We start from the raw sequence: 14,305 nt of genomic DNA, 5'->3' as shown, positions 1-14,305 counted from the left end.
CCCCTGCACCCCCACCCCCTCCCGCCGTCTCGCGGCTACCCGCCCGGTTCGCTCAGTTCCAGCACCATCACGTCATACAGGTCGGCGCCGTCCCACGGATGAGCCTCCCCCACCTTGCGGTACCCCCATGATCGGTAGGCAGCCTGCGCAGCCTCGACGTCCGACCGTGTCTTGAGCAGCACGCGTTCCGCGGTGGTGTCCGCCAGCACCGCCTCATGCAGTCGACGGGCCACGCCCAGGCGGCGCCACGGGGCGCGTACGGCGAGCTCCATCAGCCCGAACGTCCGCCGCCCGTCCTCGCGGCGCAGCTCGTCGCTCACCGGCGTGGTGAGCCGGTCCCACCAGCCGGTGCTCGGGCTGAGCGGGTAGCCGTAGACAATGCCGACGGGCTCGCCATCGCCCGTGCGGGCGACGGCTCCCCGGAAGTTCGCCTTGCGGACCTGTGAGCGGAACCCCCGGAAGCTCGCATCGACCGATTCCGGAGTCTCCTCGTACGGCTCTTCCGCGAAGACCTCTGCGTAGACGAGCCTGAACTCCGACTCGGCCCGTGCGGCAGCCGGGCCGTCCATGCGCTCGACAGCGATCGTCTCCGACACGGTCATGAACAGCCTCCTTGTATGGCCTCGCGGATACGAGCGGAAGTGTCCCGCGCCACTGCGGTGTCAATGGCCGTGACCGTCCTCTGGAAAGCGTGAATGCGCTGGGTGAGGCGGTCCGAGTCGATCTCTCCGTGCTCGGACCCCTATGGCGCGCCCATCGCGGCGTACGACGTCGCGACGGCGCTGCCGGAGACGTGGCGGGACGTCACGGCGTGACGAGGCCGGACTGGTAGGCGACGACGACCAGTTGGGCGCGGTCGCGCGCGTGCAGTTTCGTCATGGCGCGATGGATATGGCTGCGTACGGTCAGTGGGCTGACAACGAGTCTTTCAGCGATCTCATGGTTGGACATGCCTTCGGCGGCCAGTGCCATCACTTCTCGCTCACGGGCGGTGAGGACGGCCAGGCGTTCGGGGGGTGCCAGGTGGTTGCCGGGTGCGGGGGTGGCGAGGAAGCGGGTGATGAGGGCTCGGGTGGCCAGGGGGGAGAGGAGGGCGTCGCCGGACGCGACGGTGCGGATGGCGGTGAGGAGCGCGTCGGCGGTGACGTCCTTGCCGAGGAAGCCGCTCGCGCCTGCGCGCAGTGCCCGGGCGACGTACTCCTCGGTCTCGAAGGTGGTGAGGATGAGGACGCGGGTGGCGGACAGGTCCGGATCGGAGCAGACGGCGGTGGTGGCGGCCAGGCCGTCGGTGCCGGGCATGCGGATGTCCATGAGGACGACGTCGGGGTGATGGGCGCGGGTGAGCTCGACCGCTTCCGTGCCGTCGGCGGCTTCGGCGACCACGCCCATGTCGGAGCAGGAGTCGATCAGGATCCGGAAGGTCGCCCGCAGGAGGGCCTGGTCGTCGGCGAGCACGACGCGGATGGTCATCTGTTTCGGTCACTTCCGGGTTCTGTCTGTCCAGGCTGTCTAGAGCTGTCTAGGGGCGAATCGGCAGTTCAGTGGTGACGGCGAAGCCGCCTTCGGGGCGGTGACCTGTTTGCAGGCGGCCACCGACGGACTGGGCGCGCTCGCGCATCCCGATGAGGCCGAAGCCGCCGCCCGGGACCGGCACGGTGGGGGCCGCGGTTGCTCCGTCGTCGCTGACCGTGATGGTCAGCAGGTCGCGGGAGTACGCGAGCCTGACGCGCGCGGTGCCCGCGGCGGCGTGTTTGGTGACGTTGGTGAGTGCCTCCTGCACGATCCGGAACGCTGTCAGGTCCACACCCGGTGAGAGTTGTCTCGCCTCGCCCTCGGTGGTGACGGTGACCTTGAGTCCGGCGGACGCGAACGCGGTGGTCAGTTCGGAGAGCCGGCCGAGTCCGGGGGACGGTTCCAGAGGCGTCTCGGGGTCGTCCGGCTGGCGCAGCAGGCCGACGGTGGCCTTGAGCTCGCGCAGCGCCGAGGACGTCGTACCGGCGAGGTCGGTGAGGATCTTCTGCGCCTGGTCGGGGTCGGTCCGCGCGAGGTGGCCGGCGGTGCCGGCCTGGGCGTTGGCCAGGGCCAAGTGGTGGGCGACCACGTCGTGCAGCTCACGGGCGATGCGCATGCGCTCCTCGGCGACCCGGTGCCGCGCCTCCTCCTCGCGGGTGCGCTCGGCGTATTCGGCGCGGGCGTGCACGGCCTCCATATAGGCGCGCCGCAGCCGGACCGCCGTACCCCAGGCGACCGGCACCAGCAGCGAGAAGGCGGGGTTGATCGTCCTGAGGATCAACGAGTGGTGGTAGGGGGCGACGATCAGTGTCGTGGGCACCAGCAGTGCGATGACGGCGAAGCAGTAGGTGCGTGCGGTCTTCCGGTCGGTGTGAATGGCGAGCCAGTACAGCGCGGCCATGGTCGGTGCCAGCAGCAGGGCGGTCAGCAGGTAGCCCAGCGCGCTGCCGGCGTTGGCACAGACCGCGGTGATCGCGACAACGGTGCGGGGGTGGCTGCGATGCCACCACAGGGCTGTGCAGGCGACGCCCGCCAGGAGCGCGCCGGGCCACCAGTCGATCCGCTGGGTGAAGGGTTCCACGCTGCTCAACATGGTTCCGGAGAGGGAGGCGGCGAACAGCAGCAGGATGGCCATCGTGTCGACGACGCGGGGATGGTTCTTCGCGTACCGCTGCCAGCTGGTGTTCATCGGGTACTCCGGTCAGAGCGATCTGGGTCCATGGGGCGCGCCGTGTGCGAACCGCCGACGGGGACCGCCCGTGTCCCGCACGGGCGGCCCTCGGGCGCTTAGGGCTGTCAGACGTGAGCCGATTCCAGCTCGGTCGTGTCCACAGGTGCCGGGGCGGTGGAGGACCGGCGGCTGAGAGCCTCGCCTTCCACATCGACGCGGGGCAGGAGCCTGTCCAGCCAACGCGGCATCCACCACGCCGCCTTGCCGAGCAGGGCGAGGACGGCGGGCACCAGCGCCATGCGGACGACGAACGCGTCGAACAGGACGGCCGTGGCCAGACCGAACCCGATCATCTTGATCATGGATTCACCGGCGCCGACGAACCCGGAGAACACGGCCATCATGATCAGTGCGGCGGCCACCACGACGCGGGCGCTGTACCGGAACCCGGAGACGACCGCCTGGCCGGGCCGGTCCCCGTGGACGTACGCCTCCCGCATGCGGGAGACCAGGAAGACCTCGTAGTCCATGGCGAGACCGAAGACGATGCCCACCAGGAAGATCGGCATCAGGCTCATGATCGGGCCGGTCTGCTCGACACCGAGGAGGCCGGCGCCCCAGCCCCACTGGAAGACCGCGACGACCGCGCCGAGAGCCGCCAGCACCGACAGCAGGAAGCCGAAGGCCGCCTTGATCGGTACGAGCACGGAACGGAAGACCACCAGCAGGAGCAGGATGGCCAGGCCCACCACGACGATGAGGTAGGGGATCAGCGCGTCCTGGACCTTCTGGGCGACGTCGATGTTCACCGCGGTGGTGCCGGTCACCTCGAAGCTCGCTCCGGTGGCCGACTCGGTCGCTGGGCGTTCGTCGCGGATGGTGTGGACGATGTCCTTGGTCTTCTTGTCGCTCGGTCCGGTGGCCGGGACGGCGGAGAACACCGCGGTGTCACCCGCGGGGTTGAACCGCGCCGGCGAGACGGAGACAACCCCCTCGGTGGCGCCGATCTTCTGCTCGATCGTCTTCACCGCGGCCTTCGGGTTCTCGGCGCCCTTGGCGTCCACGACGATGCTCAGAGGCCCGTTGAAGCCGGCACCGAAACCGTGGGCGAGCGCGTCGTAGGCGCGGCGCTCCGTGGTCGAGGTGGGCTTGACCTCGTCCCCGGGCATACCCAGCTGCAGATCCATCACCGGTACCGCAAGCGCCCCCAGGCCCGCGACCGAGGCGAGGAGCACGGGGACGGGGCGGCGCAGCACGAACCGGGCCCAGCGGCTGCCGCCGTTGTTCTGACCGGCCACCTCGGCCCGCCCGCGCTTGCGGGCGGAGCGCGACAGTACGGCGTTCGGCCAGAAGCCGAGCAGGGCCGGGACCAGGGTCAGCGCGATCACCACGGCGACGCCGACCGCGCCCGCGGCGGCCAGGCCCATCTTGGTCAGCATCGGGATGCCGACCACCGAGAGCCCGGCCAGCGCGATGACGACGGTGAGCCCGGCGAAGACGACCGCCGACCCGGCGGTACCGGCGGCCAGCCCCGCCGCCTCCTGGGGCGCGTGCCCCTTGGCCCGCTCCTCGCGGTAGCGGGAGACGACGAACACGGCGTAGTCGATGCCGCACGCGAGGCCGAGCATCGTGGCCAGAGTGCCGGTCGTCATGGACAGGCCCAGGGCACTGCCCAGGGCCAGGATCGAGGCCATGCTGATGCCGACGCCGACAATCGCGGTCAGCAGCGGAAGCCCGGCCGCGGCCAGCGAACCGAAGGTCACCAGCAGCACGACGGCGGCGATGGCGATGCCGATCCCCTCGGCCGCCCCGCCCGCCGCGGGCTGGGTCGCCAGCGCGCTTCCGCCGACCTCGACGGTCAGGCCCGCATCCCGGGCCTGACCTATTGCGTCCTCAAGCGTCTTCTTGCTGGCGTCGGTGAGGTCGTCGGCCTTCACCTTGTAGGTGACGGTCGCATACGCCGTCGAGGCGTCCTTGCTCACCGCCTTCGCCTGGAACGGGCCCACCGCGCCGGCGACCTGAGTCCCGTCGGCCGCCTCACCCACGGCCTTCTCGATGACCGCCCGGTTCCCGGCCGCGGTGATCTTCTGCCCGTCCGGAGCGACAAAGACGATCCGGGCGCTCGCCCCGTCGGCCTTGGCCCCGGGGAAACGCTGCTCCATCAGGTCGAATGCCTTCTGGGACTCGATGCCCGGCATGGAGGACCCCTCATCGGGGGCAGCGGGAGCCTGGACAGCGCCGAAGCCGACAGCGGCCAGCACCGCCACCCACAACAAGGCGACGCGCCAGCGCCGCCGGAAGGCCAGACGGCCCAGTCGGTAGAGAAAAGTAGCCACGGACGGAGGTCTCCACATCTGATCTCGGGGTACCCCCAGACTCCCGGGGCCCGGCCCGTCCCGTCGTCATGCGCCCGCCGACATTCCCGACTACTGAGAACGCACTACACACGGCCGGGCATGTCCTCCACGGGTATGACGGGGCACTCCCCGTTCGGCTCCGCCGCGCAGGAAAGATCACTCGTGCGCTGATGACCTGCTCGGCTGGCAGCAGGCCACGACCTGAGCGAGAACGAGGATCCCATCGACGGGCAGTTCGAGCGCCCCGCCGACGCCGCCTTCTGAGCTGGGCGGGCGTGTCGCCGACGAGCGAGTGGGGCTGCTAGCGTCCTTGGCGCGATCACGACAGGTCAACCAGGGGTGCTAGGGTGAAACGGGGAACGCCGATGCGGCGGCGGGCCAAGCGATACGGCGGCATTGCGCTGGCGCTGCTCGTCGGCGCGGCGGGCTGGTTCTACTTCAGCGGCGGCTACGACCGCTGGCGGGACGAGAAGTCCGTGGCCGACGCGTGCGACGGCACGGTGGCCGTCGACGAGGTGCGCGCGCTGCTCGGCACCGACGACGTCAGCGGCGATACCAAGCACAGAACAGCCGACAGAATGGCCGGAGACAAGTCCCGGGATGGATCCGGCCCGCCTGTCGTCTGCTGGCTCGACGGTCCGAGCGGGTACCAGCAGCGGGCCGTGGTCCGGATGGAATGGCGGTCCCAGGCATGGGCCCCGCACATCGAATCCGGTCGGGACCCCGGCTCCTTCACCACTACGGTCCCGGTGCCGATCGGCGCGGGATGGCAGGGCATGGTGAACCTCGCGGGCGATGGCGCCGCGGCCACCGTGGTCCTCGACTGCAGGAACACGGACGGTCCGCGCACCGGGGACAGCCTGACGCTGTTCGTGCACAGCTGGGGCTCGCGGCCGTACGAGGAGGCGGCACAGCGGGTACGGCTGGCCCGGTTCGCGACGCGGACCGCGCAGGCCGCCGCCCGCGAGTACGGCTGCGACGCCCGCTTCGGCGGCCGCGTACGGCGGGTGGAGCCGCTCGACTCCGGGAGGCCGAAGTACCGGGAGGCGCCACCACTTGCCGAGGCGGACGGCACATGCGCGGGCATCAAGCCCGGCTCGGTGATCACGCGTGCCCATGAGACGGCCGCGGAACGCGCGCCCGTGGAAGATTGCATGCTGATCGACGACAAGGGCCAGGCCCTGTTCCGCCTGTCCTCCTACTACGGCACCTTCGCGGACGACCAGCGTATGAAGACGCAAACCGGCAAGGAGCTCGACTCGGTGGTGACCAAGCCGCTGCGGACGGACTTCCTCTTCCGGGCCGAGGCGGCTTGCCCCGGCTCACCGCGGCAGGCGGTCTTCGTGGTCGACTACCGCGACTACGACCATGACGCCAAGCCGCAGCGCAAGTACGCCCGCGAAGCGTTGAAGCAGTTCGCGGAGCGGTCCGCGGCCCGGCACGGTTGCACGGACGTGAAGATGCTTTAGAGCTGCCGCAGGTGATCGCGGAGCGTCCGGGCGACCTGGGCCATCAGGGCCTCGGCGCCGGGCTGGATGATGGCGGGGACGAGGGACTCGGTCAGGACGGCGATGGCGAAGGCCTGGCCGTCGGAGTGCTCGACGACGCCGATTTCGTGGCGGAGGTTGAGGAGGGTACCGGTCTTGGAGGACCAGGTGGTGGCGTCGGAGCCGAAGTCCGGGGCGAGGCGGTGGCGTAGCACGTTGTGGGCCATGAGGCGGCGCACGCGCTCGGCTACGTCCGGGTGGATCGTCGACGGCGTCCACAGCGCCTGGAGCAGTTCGACCCAGGCGCGTGCGCTGCCGGTGTTGGCGCGGGTGGTGTCGAGCTGTGGCACCCGGTGTCCACGGCCGTGGGTGCCGGCGTCGATGGCGAGGGCGTGGGCGAGATGTGCCTGTGTGGTGTCGAAGCGTTCCACGGGCGTGTCACTCAGCTCGTCCGTGATGTGCCGGACGGTGATGCCGTGGAGGTCGAACTCGTGGAGCAGGTCCGCGACCTGGGCGGGCGGGGTGAGGTCGAACAGCGCGTCGGCGGCCGCTCCGTCGCTGATGCAGGTGCTCAGATAGAGCAGGTCGTCGATCGCGATCCGGGCGGGGTGGCGGAATCGGCTCAGCCCGGTCGGGCCGGGCGTGGTGATCCGCCCGGGTCGTACGTCGAGCACCGTGGCCCCGTCGAGCTCGCCGCGCCGGATGCGCTCCGCCGTCGCCAGCGCGAGCGGAACCTTGACCAGGGACGCGGACGGCAGCTGGACATCCGGATCGATGCCCAGCTCTTCGCCGGTGTGCAGATCCCGGACGAGGAGATATCCGCGCAGGCCACCGTCGTGCAGTCGCCCGCGCATCTCGCGGAGCAGCGCCTCGGTCATGCGACCGCCCCCTCGGCACCGAGGCAGCGTGCGATCGCGTCGCCCAGGCGTGCCTGGATGTGTTGTGGATCGCCGGCCGCTGCGCCGGTGAGGGCATACCCCCGGGTGAGCGCGATCTCGCCGATGGGGCGCCAGCTCAGGGCGAGTTCCCGGGCCTGCGCGGGCGAGCACAGCAGCAGATCGCGTGAGCACAGCACCTCCGCCGCGGCGGTCGTGAGGTCGTCCGCGACGACGAGCTGTGCGGGCCGCAGTCCGACGGCGTCGCGCAGGCGCGTCAGCGGGTCGCGGACGTGCGGGACGTCGTCTTCCGGTTGGATCCAGATACGGCGGGGCGGGCCGGGGTCGGCCCGTCCGATCCGCAGCGTCTCGACGTAGACGCGCTTCACGCCGGGATCCCGGGCGCCGGCCAGCCCGAGCGGCACGGACCACGCCGCCTCGTCCGGCGGCACCGGAAGCAAGGCGGCACGCACCTGTTGGGAGCGGACGAGCTCCAGCCGCCGCGGCGAAGGCCCGACGCGGAGTTCGAGGGTGACGCCGTGTCCTCGCGCGTCGGCGACGAGGCGGGCCAGATCGACGGTGGAGCAGATTCCGGGTACCGCGAGCCGCCACGGCTTGCGCTTGGCGGCTTCCGCCTCGTGTTCCAGTACGTCGGCGGCCAGGACGAGCTGACGGGCCGCCGGCAGCATGTCCCGGCCGAAGGGCGTGAGGACGGCCCGCCGCGAGGTGCGCTCGAACAGCTGCTCACCGAAGCGCTCCTCCAAGGCGGCGATACGGCGGCTGGCCACCGGCTGGGACATCCGGGCGGCGGCCGCTCCGACGGTGAAACTGCCGCGCTCGCTCACACTGACGAACGCGCGACACGCCCCCACCAGATCCACAGCCAGCACCCCCTATACCAAGACCGCTATGTCAAAACAGCATGGAACCCCACCCGATCGTATTGGATCGTATGGCCGCCGCGAGGCGAAAGTGGCTCCATCAGCCACACCCCCGCAGGAGGTTCGGACCATGCGGCACATCCGCGCCCGGCGCGCCATTCGCGGTGCGCTCGCCACACTCACCCTCGTCCCGCTCGCGGCCTGCGGCCAGGACGGTTCCAAGGCCCCGTCCTCTCCGTCCTCTCCGTCCTCAAAAGCGGCGGACACTCGGACGGGGTCGTATGCCCGCGAGTTCAGGGATCTTGAGCACAAGTTCGACGCGCGCCTGGGCGTCTACGCCATCGACACGGGCACCGGCCGTGAGGTGGTGTACAACGACGGCGAGCGCTTCGCCTACAACTCCACCTTCAAGGCCATGGCCGCCGGTGCCGCCCTGAAGAAGTTCTCGCTCAGCGGGATGGACAGAAAAATCACGTACTCCAAGGACGTGCTGGTCGCCAACTCCCCCGTAACCGAAAAGCACGTGGACACCGGGATGACCCTGGGCGAACTGTGCGACGCCGCCGTCCGCTACAGCGACAACGCCGCGGCCAACCTGATCCTCAAGGAACTCGGCGGGCCCAAGGCCCTCGACGCCACGCTCGAGAAGTTGGGCGATGACGTCACCCGGATGGATCGCCCCGAGCCGTATCTGAGCGAATGGGTGCCGGGCGAGCTGCGGGACACCACCACTCCGCGGGCGTTCGCGAAGGACCTGCGCGCGTTCGTCCTCGGGGACGTCCTCGCCAAGGGCGAACGCGCGCAGCTCACCACATGGCTGCGGACCAACAAAACCGGCGACAAGGTCATCAGGGCCGGGGTGCCCAAGGGCTGGGTGGTCGGCGACAAGACCGGAACCGGCAGTTACTACGGCGGTCGCAACGACATCGCCGTGGTGTGGCCCCCCGACAAGGCCCCCATCGTGATCGCGATCCTGTCGAACCGTCACAAGAAGGACGCCGAACCCGACGACCGGCTGATCGCGCAAGCGGCATCCGTGATCGCCGGCACCCTGTCGTAAGCGGTACATGAGGAGTCTCTTGATGACCGATACGGAACAACCCACGAGCCTCGGCCGCAGACCCGCCCGGAAGGCCCGCGTGGTGGCCGCGGTCGGGCTGACGGTCGCGCTGGTCGTGGGCGTGGCGTACGCGGCCGAGCTGGGCCCTTTCGCTCCCGGGCCCGGCGCCGGTCCCCCGCGGCCGGACCCCGAAGCGACGTCCCGGGCGCGCGCCTTCCTGTCCGACTGGGCGGCAGGCCGCATGTCGCAGGCGGCGGCGCTCACCTCCAGCCCGGGTGAGGCAGAGCGCGTGCTGCGCAGCTTCACCGCCGGGCTCGACATCAGCGAGCCCACCCTGACCCCGGCCGCGGCCACCGTCGGCAAGGACGGTGCCGTGGCCGTCCCCTTCAGCGCCAAGATGCCCGTTGCCGACCTGGGCACCTGGACCTACACCTCGGCGCTGCACCTGCGCAGGCGGGGTGACGACTGGAAGGTGGAATGGGCGCTGTCCCTCGTCCACCCGAAGCTGAGCAGCACGGAGAAGTTCCATCTGAAGCGCGAGGACGCAGGCGCTCCCGAGGTCGTCGACCGCAAGGGGGCCGTCCTGCCGGACGATGTCCGCGCCTCGCTGACTCCGGTCCTGGCCCAGCTGCCCGGTGGCACCGACGCCGCTCCACAGGGCGCGATCGAGCGCGTCGACCGGGCCACCGGAGAGGTCACCGGGACGGAGGTCACCTTCGGCAAGAAGCTCACCGGCCGGCCGGTCGCCACCACCATCGACCCCGCCTGGCAGGCGGCCGCCGCCACGGCCCTCGCCAAGGGCGCCAAGGGCAGGGACGCCGCACTCGTCGCCCTGCGGATCGACAACGGCGAGATCCTGGCCGTGGCCAACGCTCCGGCCTCCGGCTTCAACCGCGCCGTCTCCGGCACCTACGCGCCCGGCTCCACCTTCAAACTCGTCACCAGCGGCGCACTGCTGCTCAAGGGCGCCGTGGGGCCCGAGGACACCGTGCACTGCCCCAAATACCTCACGGTCGGCAAGGAGTTCCACAACGTCGGGAAGTTCGAGCACCGCGGCGCCACCTTCCGCGAGGACTTCGCCGAGTCGTGCAACACCGCTTTCATCGGCCTGCGCGACAGGCTCGGCGACCGGGAGCTGGGCGAGGTCGCCGGGAAGTACTTCGGCATCGGCCAGGAGTGGCACATCGGCATCCCCTCATTCGACGGTGCGGTTCCCGCACCCGGCGACGAGACGGAGAAGGCGGCCTCCATGATCGGGCAGGGTCGGCTGCAGGCCAACCCGTTGATCATGGCGTCGGTGACCGCGACCGCGGTCTCCGGCCGGTTCCACCAGCCCGCGATCACCCGGGGCAACAAGGACACGACCACCACCACCACCGCTCTCCCGCGGGGCGTGGCGACCCAGCTGCGCGCCATGATGCGCGCCACCGTCACCGACGGTACCGCCAGGGCGCTCGCCGGCCTGCCCGGCGACATCGGCGCCAAGACCGGCACCGCCGAGGTCAACGACGACGACCCCAACAACGGCTGGCTCGTCGCCCACCGCGGTAACGTCGCCATCGCCTGCGTCGTCGAGCAGGGCGACAGCGGCGGGTCCTCCGCCGTCCCCGTCGTCCATGACCTCTTGGCCGCCGTTCCCGACGACCCGTCATAACCGGCGAGGTCACCCCCGTCAACCGGCGAGGTCACCCCTCCGCGATCACCACCGCCGACGCCACCCCCGCGTCATGGCTGAGCGACACATGCCACGCCCGTACGCCCAGCTCCGCCGCCCGCGCCGCCACCGTCCCGCGCACCGCCAGCCGCGGCTGCCCGCTGGCCTCCGTCTCCACCTCCGCGTCGGTCCAGCGCAGCCCGGCCGGTGCGCCGAGCGCCTTGGCCAGGGCTTCCTTGGCCGCGAACCGGGCGGCGAGCGACGCGATCCCGCGCCGCTCGCCGCTCGGCAGGGTCAGCTCGGACGGGACGAACAGCCGGTCGGCCATCCCCGGCGTGCGCCGCAGCGCATCGTCGAAGCGGTCGATCTCGGCCACGTCGATGCCGACCCCGATGATCATCGGCCGCTCACTCCACGGTCACGGACTTGGCCAGGTTGCGCGGCTGGTCGACCTCGTTGCCGCGCGCCGTGGCCAGTTCGCATGCGAAGACCTGCAGCGGCACGGTCGCGACCAGGGGCTGCAGCAGGGTCGGGGTGGCGGGGATCTCGATCAGGTGGTCCGCGTACGGGGCCACGGTCTCGTCGCCGCGCTCGGCGATGACGATGGTCCGGGCGCCACGGGCCCGGATCTCCTGGATATTGGAGACGATCTTGTCGTGGAGGACGGACCGGCCGCGCGGCGAGGGTACGACCACCACGACCGGCAGGTCCTCCTCGATCAGCGCGATCGGCCCGTGCTTGAGCTCACCGGCAGCGAAGCCCTCGGCGTGCATATAGGCGAGTTCCTTGAGCTTGAGCGCGCCCTCCAGGGCGACCGGGAAGCCGACGTGGCGGCCCAGGAACAGCACGGTGTTCTTGTTCGCCAGCGTCCGCGCCAGCTCCCGCACCGGCTCCATGGTCTCCAGCACCTGCTCGACCTGGGTGCCGATCTCGGACAGCTCGCGGATCACGGACTGGATCTCGTCGCCCCACTTGGTGCCGCGCACCTGCCCGAGGTACAGCGCCACCAGGTAGCAGGCCACCAGCTGGGTGAGGAACGCCTTGGTGGAGGCGACCGCGACCTCGGGCCCGGCGTGGGTGTACAGCACCGCGTCCGACTCGCGCGGAATCGTGGAGCCGTTGGTGTTGCAGATGGCGAGCACCTTCGCGCCCTGTTCGCGCGCGTGCCGCAGGGCCATCAGCGTGTCCATGGTCTCGCCGGACTGCGAGATGGCGATCACCAGCGTCCGCGGGTCCAGGATCGGGTCGCGGTAGCGGAACTCGCTGGCCAGCTCGGTCTCGCAGGGGATACGGGTCCAGTGCTCGATGGCGTACTTCGCGATCATCCCCGCGTGGTAGGCGGTGCCGCAGGCCACGATGACGACCTTGTCGACCTCGCGCAGCACCGACGCCGGGATCCGGACCTCATCCAGCGTCAGGTTCCCCGCCACGTCGATCCGCCCCAGCAGCGTGTCGGCGACGGCCTTCGGCTGCTCGGCGATCTCCTTGAGCATGAAGTAGTCGTAGCCGCCCTTCTCGGCGGCGGAGGCGTCCCAGTCCACGTGGTACGCACGGACGTCCGCGGGCGCCCCGTCGAAGTCCGTGACCGTCACGCCGTCCCGGCGCGCCTCGACGACCTGGTCCTGGCCGAGTTCGATGGCCTCGCGGGTGTGGGCGATGAACGCGGCCACGTCGGAGGCGAGGAACGCCTCGTCCTCGCCGACGCCGACGACCAGCGGCGAGTTGCGGCGCGCGCCGACCACCACGTCGGGCGCGTCCGCGTGCACCGCGACCAGTGTGAAGGCACCCTCCAGCCGGCGGCAGACCTGCCGCATCGACTCGGCGAGGTCGCCGCAGGACGAGAAGGACTCGGCCAGCAGATGCGCCACGACCTCGGTGTCGGTCTCGGAGGCCAGTTGGTGGCCGCGCTCGGCCAGTTCGGCGCGGAGCGCGGCGAAGTTCTCGATGATGCCGTTGTGGACGACGGACACCCGGCCCGCGTTGTCCAGGTGCGGATGGGCGTTGGCGTCCGTCGGGCCGCCGTGGGTGGCCCAGCGGGTGTGGCCGATGCCGGTGCCGCCGCTGGGCAGCGGGCGGTCCGCAAGCTCCTTCTCCAGGTTGGCGAGCTTGCCGGCCTTCTTGGCCGCGGCCAGCCCACCGTCGGCGAGCACGGCGACGCCCGCCGAGTCATAGCCGCGGTATTCGAGCCGCTTCAGCCCGGCGAGGACGACATCGAGGGCGGACTGCCCTCCCACATAACCAACGATTCCGCACATGCAGTGCAGCGTACGGCCCGTGGCCGCACCCGCGAGCCACCCCCCACCCGCAATCCGCCACCTGCCGGTCATCCGTCGCACGTCCGGCATCCGCAGCGATGCATAATGCGCATCGGCGGCCGGGGGCCGCCCATCTCGTCTTTCAGGGGGAATCATGCGCCGCGCCACCACTCATGCCCTCAGAGCCTGCGCCGCCGCGACCGCGCTGCTCTCGCTCGCCACCGGATGCTCCTCCGACGAGCAGGACGACACGAAGCCTTCCGACACGAAGTCCGCCGCGAAGAAGGACCCCGGAAAGACGGCCACCGAGGCCGTCCGCGCCGCCGTGACGAAGGTCCGCGGCACGAGCGCCGGCATCCACGAGACCGTGGCGATCGCCGAAGGGGAGACCCGGTACACCATCTCTGCCGACGGCCCCTTCGACCTCGCCAAGGACAAGGGAAAGCTGTCGGTCGACTTCCCCGGGGGCGCGATCGACCATGTCGACGAGATCTTCGACGGCGACACCGTCTACGTCAGCCAGGTCCAGGGCACGGACGACGGCACCTGGGGCTCGGCCGCGCGCGACAAGGTCGAGGCCCACTATCTGCTCCGCGCCCCGCTCAACGACCCCGAGCACTACCTCCGCCAGATCTCCGCGATGCGCAAGGTGGAGCGGTTCGGCTCCAACGAGACCGTCGGCGGGGCCCTCACCACCCGGTACCGGGGCTCGATCGACCACGCCACCCTCACCCTGCGCCTCGCCGACAAGCCCCGGAAGGGCGCCGAGCAGATACGGGATGCTCAGGGCACCGACCTGCCGGTGTTCGCCGACGCCTGGGTGGACCTCCAGGGGCGGCTGGTGCGGCTGAAGATGACCTACCGCATGGCGACGGTGTCCGTCACGGCCACGGTGACGCTGTCCGCGTTCGGCAAGCCGGTCAAGGTCGCCGCGCCCGACGCCTCCCGGACCGTCCCGGTGACCCTGAAGGGCGGCGTCCTGTTCGGCTGACCGAAAGCCGCGCGTGGTGAACGCCACGCGAACGCCACGCGTGATGGACCCCACGCCCCGCC

The 14,305-nt window shown here is 70.8% G+C and carries 12 protein-coding genes; 4 read left to right on the top strand and 8 right to left on the bottom strand.

Going from position 1 to position 14,305, the window contains the following annotated elements; genetic code table 11:
• Positions 1 to 35: 35 nt before the first annotated feature.
• The 4 genes from CCN51_RS20360 to CCN51_RS20345 form a co-directional block, all read right to left on the bottom strand.
• Entirely contained in the window at positions 36 to 602 is a 567-nt protein-coding gene (locus CCN51_RS20360; RefSeq protein WP_014178814.1) for a GNAT family N-acetyltransferase, read from the bottom strand.
• A 202-nt stretch (positions 603 to 804) separates the two neighbouring features.
• Positions 805 to 1,470: a response regulator transcription factor gene (locus CCN51_RS20355; protein WP_014178812.1), complete on the bottom strand. Its 666-nt coding sequence runs from the start codon at positions 1,468 to 1,470 to the stop codon at positions 805 to 807.
• 49 nt (positions 1,471 to 1,519) lie between these two features.
• The gene (locus CCN51_RS20350) at positions 1,520 to 2,701 is read right to left on the bottom strand and encodes a sensor histidine kinase (protein WP_014178811.1); all 1,182 of its coding nucleotides are present in this window, start codon (positions 2,699 to 2,701) and stop codon (positions 1,520 to 1,522) included.
• Positions 2,702 to 2,808: 107 nt separating this feature from the next.
• On the bottom strand, positions 2,809 to 5,019 hold the full coding sequence (locus CCN51_RS20345) for an MMPL family transporter (RefSeq protein WP_158104693.1): 2,211 nt from the start codon (positions 5,017 to 5,019) through the stop codon (positions 2,809 to 2,811).
• 368 nt (positions 5,020 to 5,387) lie between these two features.
• On the opposite strand from CCN51_RS20345, the gene CCN51_RS20340 reads away from it, so the two are divergent.
• Positions 5,388 to 6,509 (top strand): hypothetical protein, encoded by a 1,122-nt coding sequence (locus CCN51_RS20340; protein WP_143675853.1) that lies wholly within the window; start codon positions 5,388 to 5,390, stop codon positions 6,507 to 6,509.
• On the opposite strand, the gene CCN51_RS20335 is transcribed toward CCN51_RS20340, so the two are convergent.
• Positions 6,506 to 7,405, bottom strand: a complete 900-nt coding sequence (locus CCN51_RS20335; RefSeq protein ID WP_014178808.1) for a serine hydrolase — start codon at positions 7,403 to 7,405, stop codon at positions 6,506 to 6,508. The two genes, CCN51_RS20340 and CCN51_RS20335, sit on opposite strands and share 4 nt — an antisense overlap.
• Positions 7,402 to 8,283 (bottom strand): LysR family transcriptional regulator, encoded by an 882-nt coding sequence (locus CCN51_RS20330; RefSeq protein WP_043487407.1) that lies wholly within the window; start codon positions 8,281 to 8,283, stop codon positions 7,402 to 7,404. The genes CCN51_RS20335 and CCN51_RS20330 overlap by 4 nt, the downstream gene beginning before the upstream one ends.
• Positions 8,284 to 8,413: 130 nt before the next feature.
• Between CCN51_RS20330 and bla the strand changes: the two genes are divergently transcribed.
• Both bla and CCN51_RS20320 read left to right on the top strand, forming a co-directional pair.
• Entirely contained in the window at positions 8,414 to 9,343 is a 930-nt protein-coding gene (bla, locus tag CCN51_RS20325; protein WP_014178806.1) for a class A beta-lactamase, read from the top strand.
• 22 nt (positions 9,344 to 9,365) lie between these two features.
• Complete coding sequence (locus tag CCN51_RS20320) at positions 9,366 to 10,997, top strand: penicillin-binding transpeptidase domain-containing protein (RefSeq protein WP_014178805.1); 1,632 nt, start codon at positions 9,366 to 9,368, stop codon at positions 10,995 to 10,997.
• 31 nt (positions 10,998 to 11,028) lie between these two features.
• Here CCN51_RS20320 and CCN51_RS20315 read toward each other — a convergent pair whose 3' ends face one another.
• On the bottom strand, positions 11,029 to 11,397 hold the full coding sequence (locus CCN51_RS20315; RefSeq protein WP_014178804.1) for a holo-ACP synthase: 369 nt from the start codon (positions 11,395 to 11,397) through the stop codon (positions 11,029 to 11,031).
• A 7-nt stretch (positions 11,398 to 11,404) separates the two neighbouring features.
• Positions 11,405 to 13,252 carry a glutamine--fructose-6-phosphate transaminase (isomerizing) gene (glmS, locus tag CCN51_RS20310; RefSeq protein WP_014178803.1) on the bottom strand — a complete coding sequence of 616 codons (1,848 nt, stop codon included), beginning with the start codon at positions 13,250 to 13,252 and terminating at the stop codon, positions 11,405 to 11,407.
• A gap of 154 nt (positions 13,253 to 13,406) precedes the next feature.
• Here glmS and CCN51_RS20305 point away from each other — a divergent pair, with 154 nt between their 5' ends.
• The gene (locus CCN51_RS20305; protein ID WP_014178802.1) at positions 13,407 to 14,243 is read left to right on the top strand and encodes an SCO4651 family lipoprotein; all 837 of its coding nucleotides are present in this window, start codon (positions 13,407 to 13,409) and stop codon (positions 14,241 to 14,243) included.
• The last annotated feature ends 62 nt before the right edge of the window (positions 14,244 to 14,305 follow it).

This window comes from Streptomyces milbemycinicus, from assembly GCF_002154605.1.
GTDB lineage: Bacteria > Actinomycetota > Actinomycetes > Streptomycetales > Streptomycetaceae > Streptomyces > Streptomyces milbemycinicus.
The sequence above is the reverse complement of the archived record's forward strand: the minus strand, read 5'-3'. Positions and strand labels throughout refer to the sequence as shown.